The sequence below is a fragment of the Pantoea sp. X-Soil-YNGN-775 genome, from assembly GCF_059730575.1.
This window is the reverse complement of the sequence record NZ_AP035945.1, coordinates 1,868,733-1,886,040: the sequence shown is the minus strand read 5'-3', so window position 1 is coordinate 1,886,040 and position 17,308 is coordinate 1,868,733. Positions and strand designations below refer to the sequence as shown.

Genomic DNA, 17,308 nt, shown 5'->3' with positions numbered 1-17,308 from the left:
CAGCGCGGAATAACCGCAGCGTACACCGGGTGCGTGAGGATTGTGAGCACTGCCCAGGTTCAGACTGACAAATAAAATAGCCTAAAGGGATAGGCACTTAGTTGCTAACCTGATTGATTTAAGACTATTAACCAGGCCAGGACAAGGAGGAATATCCCGAAAAAACTAAGAGATAGCACTCTGTGCCATCGGCCAGGCGGTTTGCGCCGCCAGATTGTCGTGCGCATCCTGATTACGGCGACGGAAGTCACTCGGGCTGACGCCGACCCGCTTACGGAACACCCGGGAAAAGTAAAGCTGGTCGTCATAGCCGACTTCGCGCCCGACGGTAGCGATCGGTTCCTGGGTGGTTTGCAGCAGCAGTTTGGCGCGAATCACTCGCTGATCTTCACGCCAGCGCAGCAGGTTAACCCCCATCTGTTCGCGGAACAGGTGCGCCAGCCGCGACGGTGACAGGCAGACGTGGCGCGCCACCTCTTCAATTTTCACTTCGCTGGCCAGATGATTGGTGACGTACTGACAGGCTTCAATCACCCGTGGATCGCGGATCAGCTGATGACTGCGCGGATCCTCTTCCACCGCTCGCAGCAGCAGGCGCTCCAGCAGGTTCATCGCCAGCTCTTCGGCAAAGCGGCGGCCGGAGTTATGGGTCTGTTCGATACTGGCAAACAGCCGGTCGAATTCGCCGCGCAGCGATTCCGGCAACAGCAGACGGCCGACGCCCTCCTGCTCATCCTGCCAGCGCAGCCAGTCGTGCCAGTAGGCGCGCGGCCGGAAATAGACCCAGCGATGAAACCACTGTGGGCTGTCAGGCGCGCGACCATAGTAGTGGGCGGTTTTAGGCTGAAACAGCAGCATTTCGCCCGGCTCGCAGTCAAAGGCCCGCTCGCCATCGAATACCCGTCCTTTGCCTTTAATGGTGAGATTGAGAATGTAACCCTTCATGCCGTGCGGACGATCGATAAAAAAGTCCAGCGGACCGTCGGCGGTAATCGGCGTCAGCCCCGCCACCAGCCAGGCATTGAACGAATAGCCCGGCAGTAAGGGATTTTGCTGCTCGGCCGGTAATTCACGGTGATACATAGTGTCCTCACTCAGTCTGTCATTGATCGGATCACCCGCGGACACCTGATGCATCCGCGGGTTAACTGCTCGCCAAATCAGGCTTTATGCTTTTGTTTGTAGCGGTCAAATATCACCGCTGCTAACAGTATCAGACCGCGCACCACATACTGTGAGAATGGCGAGATATTCAATAAATTCATCGCATTCTCAACGGTTCCGAGGATCAGTACCCCGGCAACCACGTAGGAGATTTTACCGATGCCGCCCTTCAGCGAGACGCCGCCCAGCACGCAGGCGGAGATCACCACCAGCTCATAACCCAGTGAGGTCATTGGCTGACCACTGGTCATGCGTGAAGCCAGAATGATGCCCGCCGCGGCTGACACCAGACCGGACAGAATAAAGATAATGATTCGGGTCCGCACCACCGGCACCCCGGCCAGTCGCGCCGCTTCTTCATTACCGCCAATCGCCAGCGTATTACGGCCAAAGGTGGTTTTATTCAGCAGGAAGCCGAAGATCAGCATGGTGGCGATGGTCAGCCAGATGGGCGCAGGAACGCCCAGCCAGTTGGCAAACCCGAGTGCGAAGAAGCGTTCATCTTCGATACCAACCGCTTTACCGTCGGAGAAGATGTAGGCCAGCCCGCGCACGATCTGCATGGTCGCCAGGGTGGTGATCAACGCATTGATCTTCAGGCGGGCGATGACAAAGCCATTGATAAAGCCGGTAAGCATGCCGAGCACCAGACCGGCTGCTACGCCAATCCACAGGCTTTCGGTCATGTTGATCACCACCGCGGTGACCACGCCGGCACAGGCGATGACCGAGGCGACCGACAGATCGAAATCGCCGGAGGCCAGACAGAACAGCATGCCGCAGGCGACCATGCCGGACATCGACATCGCCAGCCCGAGGCCTTTCATATTGATAAATGAACCGAAGTTCGGCACAAACACCGCACAGGCAATAAACAGCAGCGCAAACACCACCAGCATGCCGAAATTGTCCCAGATGCGACCAAACTGCAGGCCGCTGCGTGAGGCTGGCGGCGGCGTATTTGAGGTCGTGGATGAAGCCATGTTGCTCTCCTGTCAGGCCACGGCGGCCGCTTGTGTGGTTTTTGGCATTGCCAGGCTCAGCGTCTGCTGCTCCGTGGCGTCGTCGTGCAGCACTTCACCGGCAATCGCTCCTTCACGCATCACTACGATGCGATCGGCGAGACCCATCACTTCCGGCAGGTCGCTGGAGGCGAACAGCACCGCGATGCCGTCGCTGGCCAGTTGGTAAATCAGGTTATAAATTTCGTGTTTCGCCCCGACGTCAATGCCGCGCGTCGGCTCATCCAGCAGGATCACCTTCATCTCTTCAGATAACCAGCGGCCGAGAATCGCCTTCTGCTGGTTGCCGCCGGAGAGGTTCATGATCAGCTGTTCTGCGCCCGGCGTTTTGATGTTGAGCGAACGGATATGGCTGTCGGCGTTGCGGCTCTCCCAGTCGTTTTTGATCAGACAGCCTGCGGTAAGGTTGTGACGCCGGGCGCTGATGTTGATGTTGTCGCGCACCGAGTGCACCGGAATAATCCCTTCAGCTTTACGATCTTCCGGGCACAGCATAATGCCGGCGCGGATGGCGTCGATCGGCTCGCGCAGCGTCAGCGGTTTGCCATCCAGCAGCACCCGGCCACCGCGCAGGCGCGTGCCGCCGAACAGCCCTTTCAGCAGTTCGCTGCGTCCGGCGCCTACCAGACCAAACAGCCCGACGATCTCGCCAGCGTGGACCTTGAGCGAAATCGGCGTTCGCACTCCCTTCGCTTCCACCTGGTCCAGCTCAAGACGCACCGCGCCTTTTTCACGCGGTGAATAACCGTAGATGTCGCCGAGGTTGCGGCCCACCATCGCCTGCACCAGATCGTCATGATGGGTGTTGGCCATGTCGGTAAAGGTGCGGACAAAGCGGCCATCTTTGAACACCGTGATGGCGTCGCTGAGGGCAAAAATCTCTTCCATCCGGTGTGACACATACAGCACCACCCGGCCCTCCTCGCGGAGCTGGCGGATGACGCGGAACAGGTTGTCGATTTCACGCGCCGACAGCGAACTGGTCGGTTCATCAAAGGCGATAATGCGCGCGTTACGCGCCAGCGCTTTGGCGATCTCCACCATCTGCCACTGACCGAGCGACAGGTACTTCAGCGGCATATCCGGATCGATATCCATACCGAGGTTTTTCAGTTGCAGACCGGCCTCGTAGCGCATCAGCTTACGGTTGACCAGGCCATGCTTATGCGGGATCTGGCCGAGATAGATGTTCTCCGCCACGCTCATTTCCGGCACCAGATGCAGTTCCTGGTAGATAATTGCCACCCCGGCATCCAGCGCATCGGTGGTGTGCTGGAAGTTAACCGGCTGGCCTTTAATCCGAATCTCGCCGCCGCTCGGCTGGTAGCTGCCGCTGAGAATTTTCAGCAGCGTCGATTTGCCTGCGCCGTTCTCACCCATTAAGGCGTGGACTTCACCGCTGCGGCAGTCGAAAGAGATATCCTGCAGCGCTTTCACGCCAGGAAAGGTTTTACTGATGCCATGAAACGACAGAAATGCTGAATCAGTGTTCATGTTTATCCTCACTATTTCGCGCCGCCTGGCCACGCCGGGTGTTAATGCCCGGCGGCAGTCTGGCGGCGCGAAATACACGGGCTGACTAAATCGTGACGCCGTTGTGTTCAGACACCGGCAGGAGCAGGCTTTACATCAGCCCTTTCTTCGCCAGTTCGGTTTTGAAGTTGTCGCGGGTGATTAACACCACGTCGGTGACTTCGGTAAATTTTGGTGGCTCTTCGCCTTTGCTGACCCAGTTGTAGAGCATCTGGCTGCTTTTATAGCCGTGAACGTCCGGGCTCGGCAGCAGAGAACCGTAGAAGCCGGTCGCTTTGTCTTTTGACAATTCGCTGATTGCATCGACGCCGTTGATGCCAATACCGATGACGTCAGCGGCTTTAAAGCCCTGACCTTCGGTGGCGCGCACGCCGCCCAGCACGGTGTTGTCGTTCATGCCGACAATCAGCCAGTGTTTGACTTCCGGATGCTGTACCAGCAGTGAGTTACCGGCATCAAACGCGCCCGGAATATCATTCGATTTGGTCGGCACCTGATAAATCTGCGCGGCCGGGAAGCCAGCCGCTTTGATCGCGTCCATCGAGCCGCCGGTGCGACGACGCGCGGTGTCCAGCTCATTTGCCGTAATCGCCATTACGCCGGTGGTTTTCACATCCCAGCCGCGTTTCTGCATCTCTTTGTAGAGTTCCTGACCCTGACGTTCACCAATTTTGGTGGCCGCCATCATCACCAGCGGAACGGTATCCATCGGCTTGCCTTTGGCGGTCACGAACTGATCGTCCACCGCAATTACCTTCAGACCATAGCCACGCGCTTTGGCCATGATCGCTGAGCCGAGCTTAGGATCGGGCGTACAGATGACGAAGCCTTTTGCGCCGTTAGCGGCCAGGCTGTCGATGGCGTTGAGGGTTTTCTCACCATCGGGAACCGCAATCTTAATCACGTCAAAGCCCAAATCCTTGCCGGCTTTATCGGCGAACTTCCACTCGGTCTGGAACCAGGGTTCCTCCGGTTGCTTGACTAAAAAACCGAGCTTCATGGTCTCGGCGATAGCGGATTGTGACATAACCGCTGCCAGGCCGATGGCCGCGAACGCTTTAGTGAATTTATGCATGATGCTCTCCGGTGCCAGGTTGTTTTTCACTGCTAATAACGAATCGGTGTAAACGCTACCAGTGTTTTCTCATTTGTAGGTACAGCCATAAATCAGTGCGTTAGAGTGCTATGTGCTGAAAGCCTGTTCAGACGCTGGCCTAGTTTTAGCGGGAATAGCGAAGAAAAATGTAGAGCGGTATCACATCTTAAAATCACGGCAGAATGGTCCATATATTCAGCAAATTTAACCGGACGTTAACTTTTGCAATGGATCACAAAATCACTGTCGATGACAGAAAAGTGCATATTGTCAGCCAGCCATGACTAACCGTTCTGGCGCGCCGGTCACAGGATGTAGGAGTTCATTAACTACAGGAGATTCCGATGCGTGCTGGAGCCATCACCCTTGGGCTGGACTTTGGTAGTGATTCGGTGCGTGCGCTGGCCGTTGATTGTCACAGCGGCAAAGAGCTGCAGAGTGCGGTGGTCAGCTACCCGCGCTGGCAACAGGGCTTATACAGCGATCCACACACCAACCGTTTTCGTCACCATCCGCAGGATTACATCGATGCGATGGAACAGGCGATGCTCGGCGTACTGAATGCGCTCAGCGAGCCGCAGCGCGCCGCCGTAGTCGGCATTGGCGTCGACACCACCGGCTCGACCCCGGCCCCCATCGATCGCGACGGAAACGTGCTGGCGCTGCGCCCCGAATTTGCCGACAACCCCAACGCCATGTTTGTGTTATGGAAAGATCACACCGCCATTGAAGAGGCGGAAGAGATCAATCAGCTGTGTCACAGCGGCCGTTTTCAGGATTACAGCCGCTATATCGGCGGCATTTACTCCTCTGAATGGTTCTGGGCCAAGATTCTGCACGTATCACGCGAAGATGCGGCGGTGCGTGACGCGGCGGTCTCATGGGTTGAACTGTGCGACTGGGTGCCGGCGTTACTGAGCGGCACCACGGCGCCCGATCGGCTGCGGCGTGGCCGTTGCGCCGCCGGACACAAAGCGCTGTGGCACGGCGACTGGAATGGCCTGCCCGAAGCAGACTTCCTCAATGCACTGGACCCGATGCTGACGCAACAGCTCGATTCACCGCTGTTCAGCGACACCTGGACCGCTGACCTGCCGGTCGGCACCCTCAGCCCGGAATGGGCGCAGCGGCTCGGTCTGCCGCAAACGGTCACCCTGTCCGGCGGTGCGTTTGACTGCCACATGGGCGCGGTCGGCGGCGGCGCGAAGCCCTATACCCTGGTCAAAGTGATTGGCACCTCTACCTGCGACATCCTGATTGCCGATGCTGAACAGGTTGGCGATCGCGCAATTAAAGGTATCTGCGGTCAGGTTGATGGCAGCGTGATGCCTGGTGCGGTCGGGCTGGAGGCGGGACAGTCTGCTTTTGGCGATATCTATGCCTGGTTCAGCCGCCTGCTGGGCTGGCCGCTGCAGCTGGCCGCTGAGCGTCATCCGGCGCTGAAACCGCAACTGGCGGAGATGCAGCAGACGCTGATTAAAGATCTGACCGAAGCCTGGGCTGCCAATCCGCAGCTCGACCACCTGCCGGTGGTACTCGACTGGTTCAACGGCCGTCGCACCCCTAATGCCAACCAGCGCCTGAAAGGGGTCATTACCGATCTCAACCTCGGCACTGATGCGCCGGCGCTGTTTGGCGGACTGGTTGCCGCCACCGCCTTTGGCGCGCGCGCCATTATGGAGTGCTTCGAACAGCAGCAGATCCCGGTAGAAAACATCCTGACCCTCGGCGGCATCGCGCGTAAATCACCGGCGATTATGCAGGCCTGCTGCGACGTGATGAACCGGCCACTGGATATTGTCGCCTCCGATGAATGCTGTGCGCTGGGCGCGGCGATTTTCGCCGCCGTCGCGGCTGGCGTCTATCCCAGCGTGCCCGAGGCACAGCAGGTGATGGCCAGTCCGATTGCCGTCACCCTGCAGCCCGACCCGGCGCGCGTGGCACGCTATCAACAACTCTATCAACGCTATCAACAATGGTGCGTGACGGCTGAACCGCAATATGCCGCCCGCCCCGCTTCCGCTAAGAGCCTATCCCAGTAGGCGTAATTGTTGCAGGCAGTCTGGACACGGACAGCGCGGAACAACCGGAGCGTACACGGAGTACGTGAGGATTGTGAGCACTGCCCAGGTTTAGACTGACAAATAAAATAGCCTATTGGGGTAGGCTCAAAGTAAAGGAGTGGATTTATGGAACAGTTAAACAACTACAGCGTGTGGTTTGTGATTGGCACGCAGCACCTCTACGGGGCGGAGACGTTACGCCAGGTCGAACAGCATGCACGTCAGGTCGTCGAAGGATTAAATCAGGCTGGCCTGCCGCTGCAGCTGGAGCTGAAACCGCTGGTAAAATCACCGGATGAAGCGCTGACGCTGTGCCGCGACGCGAATCATGACACCCGCTGCGTCGGCATCATTACCTGGCTGCACACCTTTTCGCCGGCCAAAATGTGGATTGGCGGCCTGAGCGTGCTGAATAAACCACTGCTGCAATTCCATACCCAGTTCAATGCTGAGATTCCGTGGGACAGCATGGACATGGACTTTATGAACCTGAACCAGACCGCGCACGGCGGCCGTGAGTTTGGCTTTATCGGCGCACGGATGGGTCTGCAGCACAGCGTGGTCACCGGTCACTGGCAGGACGGGGCCAGCCAGCAGCGTCTGGGTAACTGGATGCGTGCGGCGCTGACGAAACAGGCCAGCCAGCAGCTAAAAGTGGCGCGCTTTGGCGATAACATGCGCGAAGTGGCGGTTACCGAAGGCGATAAAGTCGCGGCGCAGATCCAATTCGGTTATGCGGTCAACGGCTGGGGCGTCGGCGATCTGGTTGAGGTGATCAATCAGGTCAGTGATGGCGACGTCAATGCGCTGATCGACGAGTACGAGAGCCTCTATCGCTTTACCGATGTGGCAGCCTCTGGCGGAGAAAAACGGCAGAACGTGCTGGATGCCGCGCGTATCGAGCTGGGCCTGAAGCGTTTTCTGGAAGCGGAAGGCTGTCAGGCGTTTACCACCAACTTCCAGACGCTGCACGGTATGACGCAGTTGCCGGGACTGGCGGTGCAACGTCTGATGGGTCAGGGCTATGGCTTTGCCGGTGAAGGTGACTGGAAAACCGCGGCGCTGTTACGCATTTTCAAAGTGCTGGCGGGCGATCGCAAAGGTGGCACCTCATTTATGGAGGATTACACCTATCACTTCTCACCGGGGAACGATCTGGTGCTCGGCTCCCACATGCTGGAAGTCTGCCCGTCGATTGCCATTGAAGAGAAGCCATTAATCGACGTGCAGTTCCTCGGCATTGGTGATAAAGCCGATCCGGCCCGCATGATCTTCTCAACGCCAGCCGGGCGTGCGATTAACGCCAGCGTAATTGATATGGGCGATCGTTTCCGTCTGCTGGTTAACGTAGTAGATGCGATTGAACAGCCGAAACCGCTGCCGAAGCTGCCGGTTGCGCGCGCATTGTGGAAAGCCCAGCCGTCATTGGCGACCGCGTCAGAAGCCTGGATCCTTGGCGGCGGCGCGCACCATACGGTGTTCAGCCAGGCGCTGACTTTGGATGATATGTATCTGTACGGCGAGATGAACGACATCGAAGTGCTGGTGATTGACGAGCATACCCGACTGCCCTCCTTCAAAGATGCGCTGCGCTGGAATGAAGCGTACTACCGGCTGAAACGTTAATTACGCCGCTGAGGCAGCACTGCTCATTTTAACGATTAGCCGCGCGCTAAAGTCAATGAAACCACCGATGCAGGCTTATGCGGCATCGGTTTTTTTTTATAAAAACGGCGGTATTCAGTCGGGAATAGTGGGCGTTCCGTAACATCGCCGTCAATAGATCCCGCTAGTCCCGCCCGCCGGGATACTCGCCTCACACGCTCCGCTTCCTGCGGCTTAACGCGATGCATCGGCCCAGCCGGGAAGGAATGACATGCCTGAAGAGCAAAGCGTCCGCGCCCGGGATGGCGCGGCCGATCCGCAGGGAGGCGGGAATCCTTTGCGAGCAGGCATGCCTTTCCTGACCCTGCCTCCTCAGCCACCAGCGACTGTTTTATCCATCCACCAGAAAACGCTCCGCTTCCTGCTTCTTAAAGCGACACATCAGCCCAGCCGGGAAGGAAATGCATGCCTGAAGAGCAAAGCGTCCGCGCCGGGATGGCGCGGCCGATCCGCAGGGAGGCGGGAATCCTTTGCGAGCGGGCATGCCTTTCCTGACCCTGCCCCCTCAGCCACCCGCCATTGTTTTATCCATCCACCAGAAAACGCTCCGCTTCCTGCTGCTTAAAGCGACACATCAGCCCAGCCGGGAAGGAATGACATGCCTGAAGAGCAAAGCGTCCGCGCCCGGGATGGCGCGGCCGATCCGCAGGGAGGCGGGAATCCTTTGCGAGCGGGCATGCCTTTCCTGACCCTGCACCTGCACCTGCACCCTCAGCCACCAACCACTGTTTTATCCATTCACCAGAAAACGCTCCGCTTCCTGCTGCTTAAAGCGACACATCAGCCCAGCCGGGAAGGAAAGACATGCCTGAAGAGCAAAGCGTCCGCGCCCGGGATGGCGCGGCCGATCCGCAGGGAGGCGGGAATCCTTTGCGATCGGGCATGCCTTTCCTGACCCTGCCCCCTCAGCCACCCGCCATTGTTTTATCCATCCACCAGAAAACGCTCCGCTTCCTGCTTCTTAAAGCGACACATCAGCCCTGCCGGGAAGGAAAGGCATGCCAGAAGAGCAAAGCGTCCGCGCCCGGGATGGCGCGGCCGAGCCGCAGGGAGGCGGGAATCCTTTGCGATCGGGCATGCCTTTCCTGACCCTGCCCCTTAAGCTACCAGCGATTGTTTTAGCCGGACATACAAACATCCTTTACTGCAATGTAACCTCTTCATGATCTTGCTCTTTCACCCACCAGCCTGTATTGCTTGATGCCTGACAAAATAAAGGCGCCCCGCACATGCTTATTGCCGAGCTGAATCAACATCCCCGCTACGCCGAACAAACCGCACAGCTGCTGTACACTGAATGGTCACATCTTCCTGCATGGTCTCACCCGCCTGCCATTGTTGCGCGTTTAAAACAGCGCAATCAGAAACCTTCGGCAGAATTTACGCTTATTGCCACGCCGGATGGCGAAACGGTGATTGCGACCTGTAGCGTCATTCGCTATGAACTGGATGACATTGCCGCGCGGGAATACTGGATTGGCGAGGTGGTCACTGATAAGAGATTCCGCGGTCAGGGCGTGGCAAAAGCGTTGATCCAACTGGCGATTGCGAAAGCAATCAAACAACAAATCAGTGAACTGTGGCTCTATACGCCCGATCAGCAAGCGTACTATCAGCGTTCAGGATGGCAGGCGGTGGAACAGCGGCAAATAGCGGGTGAAGAGGTCACGGTGATGAAGTTGCCTCTGGCGCAGTAAAGGACGGCTCCGGCGAGCCGCCCTTTAGCGGGATACTCAGGTAGTCAGGAACTCAATCGTTTTACCGGTGCATTCTGCTGGCGATCCCAGATCACCGTCAGCAGACGTTGTAATGCGATAAAGGCAAACAGCAGAATACCAATGGCGATTTTGGTCCACCACGAGCTGAGGGTGCCGTCGAAATTAATCCAGGTCTGGATCAGCCCCTGAATCAGCACGCCGAACAGCGTACCCAGCACCGTGCCAACCCCGCCCGACAGCAGCGTGCCGCCGATCACCACCGAAGCAATCGCATCCAGCTCCACGCCCAGTCCCGCCAGCGCATAACCGGCCGAGGTGTAGATAGAGAAGACGATACCGGCCAGCGTGGCTAAAGTGGTGGAAAGCATATAGATTTTGATGGTGGTGGCACGAGTCGACACCCCCATCAGCTGCGCCGAGGTCAGGTTACCGCCAATCGCGTAGACCTGATTACCAAAGCGGGTGCGGTGCGCCAGAATAATCCCGCCCAGTACCACTACCAGCATAATCACCGCCAGCAGGCTGAGACGTCCGCCACCTGGCACTTTCCACGCCAGGCTGGAGAGCATGGTATAGAACGGATGATCGATCGGAATCGAGTTCTCCGACACCAGATAGCTGCAGCCGCGCAGAAAGAACATGCCGGCCAGGGTGATGATAAAGGCCGGGATCTTCAGCGCATCGATCAACCAGCCCATCATCGCGCCGAACAAGGCACCCAGCGCCAGAATCACCGCAAAGGCCAGCAGCGGATCGAGGTGGAAATCGCCAATCGCCCGCGCCAGGAACACCCCGGTAAAGGCGATCACCGCGCCGACCGACAGATCGATACCGCCGGATAAAATCACAAACGTCATACCGACCGCGATAATGCCGAGAAAGGCATTATCGGTCAGGATATTGCAGATTACCCGGGTTGAGGCAAAGCCAGGGAACTGACTCAGGCAGAACAGATAACCCGCGACGAAAACCAGTAAGGTGATCATCAACGGCAGATGGCGTTTGATCATGTCGGGCGTCTCCGTTTTAACATCGCAATAAACCGGGGTGACTGCAGTAACAGCACGCACATCACCACCACCGCTTTGACCACCTGATTCAGCTCTGGCGGGAAGCCGGAGAGCAAAATACCGGTGTTCATCGACTGAATAATCAACGCGCCGATCAAAGACAGCACCAGATTGAAGCGTCCGCCCATCAGCGACGCCCCGCCGATCACCACCGCCAGAATCGCATCCAGCTCCAGCCATAATCCGGCGTTATTGGCATCCGCACCGCGAATGTCGGCAGCAACAATCAGCCCGGCTACTGCAGCGCAAACGCCGCTGATGGCGTAGGTCGACATCACCACCAGCCAGCCTGTGACGCCCGCATTGCGCGCGGCACGCAGGTTAATCCCTACCGCTTCAATAAACAGGCCGAGCGCGGTTTTGCGAGTCAGCAGCCAGACCGCCAGCGCCACCAGCAGGGTGATCCACACCGGTACCGGCAACATCAGCAGCGAGCCGTTGCCAAACCAGCCAAGGCTGTCACTGTCGAAGGTAACGATCTGGCCCTGAGTAATCAGCTGAGCGATACCGCGCCCCGCCACCATCAGAATCAGCGTGGCGACGAACGGCTGAATACGCAGCAGCGCCACCAGCACCCCGTTCCAGATGCCGCAGACCAGACCGGTAGCCAGCGTCGCGGCAATGATAAACGGCACGCTGTGTCCGGCCACTGTCAGAGTGGCGGCCGTCGCGCCAGCAATCGCCATCACCGCGCCAACCGACAGGTCGATACCGCCGGTGGCGATCACCAGCGTCATGCCAATTGCCAGCAGCGCCACCGGTGCGGCGCGGTTGAGAATATCAATCGGACTGCCGAACAGTCGGCCATCCTGCAGATGGACAGCAAAAAAGTTATTTGCCACCAGGCTATCGATCAGCAGCACCAGCAGCAGCGCCGCAATTTGCGGCATGCCCGGTGGCAGTTTCAGCTTACGGCGTTGCGGTTTTTCAGGTGTCATAGGGGTCTCAAGCATGTTGTGCCCCTCCGTCAGCGATAGCGTTGACGATCGACGCTACCGAAAGTTGCTCCAGCGGAATTTCTGCCACCTGCTTCAGATCGCGCATAATCAGCACCCGATCGGCATAACCCACCAGTTCTTCAAGCTCAGAGGAGATAACCAGCAGCGCCAGTCCATCAGCACATAAGGATTCAATTAAACGAATAATCTCGGCGTGCGCGCCCACGTCAATGCCGCGCGTCGGCTCGTCGAGGATCAGAAACTGCGGTTTCGTCACCAGCCAGCGCGACAGCAGCACCTTCTGCTGGTTACCGCCCGACAGCAGCTCCACCGGTTGATCGGCGTGCGGCGTACGAATGCCGAGGCTCTTAATAAAGCGTTCGGCGATCGCCTGCTGCTCACGCTTTTTAATCGGCCGTAACCAGCCACGCTGCGCCTGTAACGCCAGAATGATGTTTTCGCGCACCGAGGCCGCGCCAATAATCCCGTCAGTTTTGCGATCTTCAGGACAGAACCCCATGCCCAGCTGCGAGGCGCGGGCCGGGTTAGTAATGCGCTGCACCTTGCCTTTGATTTTTGCCGTGCCGCGATCGGCGCGGCGAATACCAAACAGCACTTCTGCGGTTTCGGTACGTCCCGAGCCCAGCAGCCCTGCCAGACCGACCACTTCACCCGGCCGGACCTGCAGATTAAACGGCTCGATGGTGCCTTTTTTGCCGTAATCTTCAAACGAGACCACCGGCTGATTACTGCGCAGAGTACTGCCCTGCCGCTGCAGCGCCGTCTCCAGCAACTCGCGCCCCAGCATCAGTTTGATCAGTTCAATTTGCGGCAGCGAGGCGGTATCGCGGGTAGCGATAAATTGCCCGTTGCGTAATACCGTGATGCGATCGGTAATGCGGTAAACCTGATCGAGAAAGTGGGTCACGAAAATCAGGCTCATCCCTTTGGCTTTTAGCTGCGCCATCAGGGTAAACAGCATCTCCACTTCACTGGCGTCGAGGCTGGCGGTCGGTTCATCCAGAATCAATACCTGGGCGGAAAGATCGACCGCGCGACAGATAGCAATAATCTGCTGCATCGCCACTGAGTAGTGTCCCAGCGGGCGCGTCACATCGAGTGAAAAACCGTAGTTGCGCATCAGCGCGTCGGCATCCCGCACCATGCGCCGCCGATCGATCATGCCGAAGCGTCGTGGCTCGCGGCCTATATAAAGGTTATCGGCCACCGACATATTCGGCAGCATGTTTACTTCCTGATAAACGGTGCCGATGCCCATCTCCTGCGCCTCGGCGGTGTTGTGCGGGGTAATCGGCTTACCGTTAAGGGTGATAGTGCCGGCATCGCGGCTGTAGACGCCGGTCAGCACTTTGATCAGGGTTGACTTACCCGCGCCGTTCTCGCCCAGCAGCGCCATGATCTCGCCCTTGCGAATATCAAACGAGACGTTGTCCAACGCTTTAACGCCGGGAAACCCTTTGCTGACGCCGCTGATGGTTAACAGCGATGTTTCATTGTGTGTGGTCATTCTGCTAACTCCGCCTCACGTCATGAAAAACCGCCCCGCAGGGCGGTCTGCGGCTTAGTAACCCATGCCTTTTTTGCGTTCCAGCTCCTGCTGTGCGTCAGCAGGCAGGAACAGTTTCGATTCGGTTTTGATCACTTTTGGCGGCAGCGTGCCCTCTTTCTTAAATTTCTCCAGCGCATCAAAGGCCGGGCCAGCCATGTTTGGCGTCAGCTCAACGTTGGCGTTGGCTTCGCCTGCCAGCATCGCTTTATAGATATCCGGTACGCCGTCAATCGAGCCGGTCAGAATATCTTTGCCGGGCTTCAGACCGGCTTCTTTAATCGCCTGGATGGCACCGATCGCCATGTCATCGTTGTGTGCGTAAACCATGCAGATGTTCTTGCCGTTGTTTTCCGCCTTGATGAAGCTTTCCATCACCTCTTTACCTTTGCTGCGGGTAAAGTCGCCGGACTGAGAGCGGATCACTTTGATGTTCGGATGACCGCTGATCGCTTCAGCAAAGCCTTTCTTACGATCGATCGCCACGCTGGCCCCGACCGTGCCCTGCAGTTCCACCACGTTACACTGCTTGTCGCCGACGGTTTTCACCAGCCAGTCGCCAATCAGCTTGCCTTCCAGCACGTTGTCTGCGGTAACCACCGCCTGATACAGCGATTTGTCTTTGACCACGATGGCGCGGTCCAGCAGATAGACCGGGATTTTGGCGTCTTTGGCTTCTTCCAGCACCGGTTCCCAGCCGGTCTGCACCACCGGCGCGATAAAGATGGCATCCACGCCCTGAGCGATGAACGAGCGCACCGCTTTAATCTGGTTCTCTTGTTTTTGCTGACCATCGGCGATTTTCAGCGTGATACCGCGTTTCTTAGCTTCGCTTTTCGCCACGTTGGTTTCGGCGGAGCGCCAGCCAGATTCCGAACCCACCTGCGAGAAGCCGACCGTCATGTCCGCAGCCAACACTGGTCCGGTCAACGCGGCGCTGACCAGCGTGGTCAGAAGTAAACGTTTCCACATAGTTTTTATTCCTCTGAAGGGCATTTGCTGTTTAGGGTAGAGAGCTCGCTTAGCCTGGACTAAAAAAGGGTGCATAATGGCGACATGCTTCACAAAATTGAGCAATTTAAAGGAGTTACGTCAACAGCAACCGTTTTATAGCGCAGGCTGTTATGGATAAAACAACTGAAAGTGAAAACCGGACGGGTTAAATAATTGTAATAAACAGAATCGCTTATGTTCAGCCCCACTGAAAGCGATTACAGCCAGGCGTACAAAATGGGTTATCCGCCTGCGGGATGAACAAAAAATGGGATTTGTGATTGCCCGCACATTGCTTGCATAGTGCTAGCGTCGTGCTCGCATAGTGCCTACAGAGTGCATTTTTCGGGTGACTGGCGGGCGAAACGTTTCTCTGGCGACTTCTGCGGGCGATCGGTTGACAGCGCGACGCCGTCTGACCACGACGGGCGGCCTGAGACGACGGCAGGCAATGCGCACTGCCGGGTTAAGTGCGACCCTGACCAGGCGTTTTTTTACTCCGCTGCGGCGTATTTACTGCACCATCTGTGTTAGCGTGTTGTTCAGCAGTCACCACTCGTTCAGCAGTCACCACGGAAGGCAACATCATGTTGATCTCAGGTTCGATCACCATCACTACCACCACCCGCACCGCTTTGAGCGGCGGCGTGAGCGTATCTGTGACCGGCACCTGACAAACAGATCTTCGCTCCCCGCCCAACCGGACGGGGACCTGTTCTCCGTTCTTTACCCTCTGAATGGAGAAACAACATGAGTTCATCTGAAAGCGCATTATTAGTCATCGATATGCAACAGGGCCTGTTCAGCGGAGCTGTCACGCCTTATCACGCCGATAGGGTGTTAGCGAATATTTGCCAGCTGATTGAAAAAGCGCGTCAGGCTAAGGTCCCGATCTTTTTTGCACGCCATACCGGACCCGATGATTCCCCATTCAGCGCCCGGAGCCCGTTAACCCGTCTGTTGCCGGAACTGGGCGTTGATGACGCGCAGGAGGGTGTTTTTATCAAAAAATTCCCCAGCTGTTTCAGAGACACGCCGCTGCTGAGCCAGTTACGAGAAAAAGGGATTAAACAGCTGGTGGTGACCGGGATGAAAACCGAGTTTTGCGTCGATACCAGCTGTCGGGCAGCCGCAGATTGCGGTTTTTCAGTGGTGCTGGTTTCTGATGCCCACACCACGGTGGATAATCCCCATCTGACCGCAGAAAAAATCATTGCTCACCATAATCTGACGCTGGCCGGTCCGTTTGTTAGCCTCACCACTGCCGCTGAGTGGCAGTTTTAGACAGCATGGACTCGTTAAAATCTGCGCGGTCAGAACAACTGCCGCGCCGGTTAACCGCTTGCTGCACCGCTGCCGCACCTCACTCTGGTGGCGGGTCAGAACAGCAGCAAAAACCGTGCGGTGCTACGTGCGACTGAGGAGTGTCGCTGTTGGCTCGTCAACGCGGACCAGGCCTTTTCTGACGCTGGCTTTGGTGCAAAATCCCTCGTTCAGCGCCCCGGCCAGGCGGCCCTATCCATGAATAAACCTGCAAAAATGGACTTTTAGCCGCGTATCCCGGTCGTTTGTCTGATTTTCGCCTTTTTTTCACCGCAGGATCTGGACAGCTTTAGCTTGCCCCCTATACTGAGCACTCCTTTGTTCCCTCTACTGTTATGGCAATGATGACTGCGTACGACTACCTGCTTAAATTTCGTAAAGTGAATAACTCAGACAGTCTGGAAAAGCTCTTCGATCACCTCAATTACTCGCTCACCGATGAGATGGATATCATCAATATGTACCGTGCTGCCGATCACCGGCGCGCCGAACTGGCGTCGGGCGGACGGTTATATGATCTTGGCTGTGTGCCTAAGACGGTGTGGCGCTACGTGGTATAATTCCCTGCTGCCTGATTTTTTGTCACGTTGTCCAGGCGGGCGCGCCCCATCTGGACATGCTATTCTGCTGCGCTTCGACTTCTCAGGACAGGAATTACCACTATGAATGAACAGGTTGCTGCGCCGCGCATCGGTGGCTGGCTTTTGCTGCCGCTGGCCTGGCTGATTATGACCCTGTTAACCACTGCGCTGGTCTTGGCGATGTACCTCACACCGCTGTTTAATCCGGCATGGCGCGCGACACTCTTCTCCCATGGCAGCACCCTTTTCTCTTACTGGGCCATCTCTCTGCTGACTGCCGTGGCGGTCTGGGCTTACAGCCTGTGGATTAGCTGGCTGTTCTTTAAGCGCTCACGCCGTTTACCGCGCCACTATCTGCTGTGGTTGCTGATTACCGTGCTGTTAGCGCTGAAAACCTTCGCCTTTACCCCGGTTACCGACAGCCGTGCTCTGCAGACGCTATTGCTTTCACTGCTGGCGGCAGCGGTGTTTGCTCCCTACTTCAAACGATCTAAGCGGGTAAAGAGCACCTTTATTGAGCCGTAACGCTGTGAGCTGTGTCAGGAATTTAATTCTGAGTGCGGTCTGCCCGGCCG

The 17,308-nt window shown here is 57.2% G+C and carries 15 protein-coding genes and 1 pseudogene; 7 read left to right on the top strand and 9 right to left on the bottom strand.

Translation table 11 applies throughout. The features are described from left to right. Positions 1–165: 165 nt before the first annotated feature. The 4 genes from araC to AC6I8I_RS08890 all read right to left on the bottom strand — a co-directional run bounded on the left by araC (position 166) and on the right by AC6I8I_RS08890 (position 4,794). Complete coding sequence (gene araC / locus AC6I8I_RS08905; protein ID WP_312056165.1) at positions 166–1,083, bottom strand: arabinose operon transcriptional regulator AraC; 918 nt, start codon at positions 1,081–1,083, stop codon at positions 166–168. A 77-nt stretch (positions 1,084–1,160) separates the two neighbouring features. Beyond that, positions 1,161–2,147, bottom strand: a complete 987-nt coding sequence (gene araH, locus AC6I8I_RS08900; RefSeq protein WP_031377613.1) for an L-arabinose ABC transporter permease AraH — start codon at positions 2,145–2,147, stop codon at positions 1,161–1,163. Positions 2,148–2,159: 12 nt separating this feature from the next. Next, a complete protein-coding gene (araG, locus tag AC6I8I_RS08895; protein WP_312056166.1) occupies positions 2,160–3,680 on the bottom strand; it encodes an L-arabinose ABC transporter ATP-binding protein AraG in 1,521 nt (506 codons plus the stop codon). Between the two features lie 130 nt (positions 3,681–3,810). Continuing rightward, positions 3,811–4,794: an arabinose ABC transporter substrate-binding protein gene (locus AC6I8I_RS08890; RefSeq protein ID WP_312056167.1), complete on the bottom strand. Its 984-nt coding sequence runs from the start codon at positions 4,792–4,794 to the stop codon at positions 3,811–3,813. A 365-nt stretch (positions 4,795–5,159) separates the two neighbouring features. Between AC6I8I_RS08890 and AC6I8I_RS08885 the strand changes: the two genes are divergently transcribed. From AC6I8I_RS08885 to AC6I8I_RS08870, 4 genes are all read left to right on the top strand, one after another. Continuing rightward, positions 5,160–6,857 carry a ribulokinase gene (locus tag AC6I8I_RS08885; protein WP_497828568.1) on the top strand — a complete coding sequence of 566 codons (1,698 nt, stop codon included), beginning with the start codon at positions 5,160–5,162 and terminating at the stop codon, positions 6,855–6,857. A gap of 147 nt (positions 6,858–7,004) precedes the next feature. Next, positions 7,005–8,504 (top strand): L-arabinose isomerase, encoded by a 1,500-nt coding sequence (araA, locus tag AC6I8I_RS08880; protein ID WP_312756847.1) that lies wholly within the window; start codon positions 7,005–7,007, stop codon positions 8,502–8,504. 637 nt (positions 8,505–9,141) lie between these two features. Next, entirely contained in the window at positions 9,142–9,438 is a 297-nt protein-coding gene (locus AC6I8I_RS08875; protein ID WP_497828567.1) for a hypothetical protein, read from the top strand. Positions 9,439–9,772: 334 nt separating this feature from the next. Continuing rightward, positions 9,773–10,240 carry a GNAT family N-acetyltransferase gene (locus tag AC6I8I_RS08870; protein ID WP_312057453.1) on the top strand — a complete coding sequence of 156 codons (468 nt, stop codon included), beginning with the start codon at positions 9,773–9,775 and terminating at the stop codon, positions 10,238–10,240. A gap of 44 nt (positions 10,241–10,284) precedes the next feature. Here AC6I8I_RS08870 and yjfF read toward each other — a convergent pair whose 3' ends face one another. The 5 genes and pseudogenes from yjfF to AC6I8I_RS08845 form a co-directional block, all read right to left on the bottom strand. Next, positions 10,285–11,271, bottom strand: a complete 987-nt coding sequence (gene yjfF / locus AC6I8I_RS08865) for a galactofuranose ABC transporter, permease protein YjfF (RefSeq protein ID WP_031377340.1) — start codon at positions 11,269–11,271, stop codon at positions 10,285–10,287. Further along, positions 11,261–12,284 (bottom strand): annotated as a pseudogene (gene ytfT / locus AC6I8I_RS08860) (galactofuranose ABC transporter, ATP-binding protein YtfT); the annotation flags it as partial. The gene yjfF and the pseudogene ytfT, both read right to left, overlap by 11 nt. Beyond that, the gene (locus AC6I8I_RS08855) at positions 12,277–13,797 is read right to left on the bottom strand and encodes a sugar ABC transporter ATP-binding protein (protein WP_312057455.1); all 1,521 of its coding nucleotides are present in this window, start codon (positions 13,795–13,797) and stop codon (positions 12,277–12,279) included. The pseudogene ytfT and the gene AC6I8I_RS08855, both read right to left, overlap by 8 nt. Positions 13,798–13,851: 54 nt before the next feature. After that, entirely contained in the window at positions 13,852–14,808 is a 957-nt protein-coding gene (ytfQ, locus tag AC6I8I_RS08850; RefSeq protein WP_312057457.1) for a galactofuranose ABC transporter, galactofuranose-binding protein YtfQ, read from the bottom strand. Positions 14,809–15,295: 487 nt separating this feature from the next. Next, entirely contained in the window at positions 15,296–15,445 is a 150-nt protein-coding gene (locus AC6I8I_RS08845) for a hypothetical protein (protein ID WP_497828566.1), read from the bottom strand. Between the two features lie 134 nt (positions 15,446–15,579). Here AC6I8I_RS08845 and AC6I8I_RS08840 point away from each other — a divergent pair, with 134 nt between their 5' ends. The 3 genes from AC6I8I_RS08840 to AC6I8I_RS08830 all read left to right on the top strand — a co-directional run bounded on the left by AC6I8I_RS08840 (position 15,580) and on the right by AC6I8I_RS08830 (position 17,258). Continuing rightward, positions 15,580–16,113 carry a cysteine hydrolase family protein gene (locus AC6I8I_RS08840; RefSeq protein ID WP_497828565.1) on the top strand — a complete coding sequence of 178 codons (534 nt, stop codon included), beginning with the start codon at positions 15,580–15,582 and terminating at the stop codon, positions 16,111–16,113. Positions 16,114–16,496: 383 nt separating this feature from the next. Next, on the top strand, positions 16,497–16,712 hold the full coding sequence (gene ydgT, locus AC6I8I_RS08835) for a transcription modulator YdgT (protein WP_031377344.1): 216 nt from the start codon (positions 16,497–16,499) through the stop codon (positions 16,710–16,712). A gap of 102 nt (positions 16,713–16,814) precedes the next feature. Continuing rightward, on the top strand, positions 16,815–17,258 hold the full coding sequence (locus tag AC6I8I_RS08830; RefSeq protein ID WP_312057459.1) for a DUF2569 domain-containing protein: 444 nt from the start codon (positions 16,815–16,817) through the stop codon (positions 17,256–17,258). The last annotated feature ends 50 nt before the right edge of the window (positions 17,259–17,308 follow it).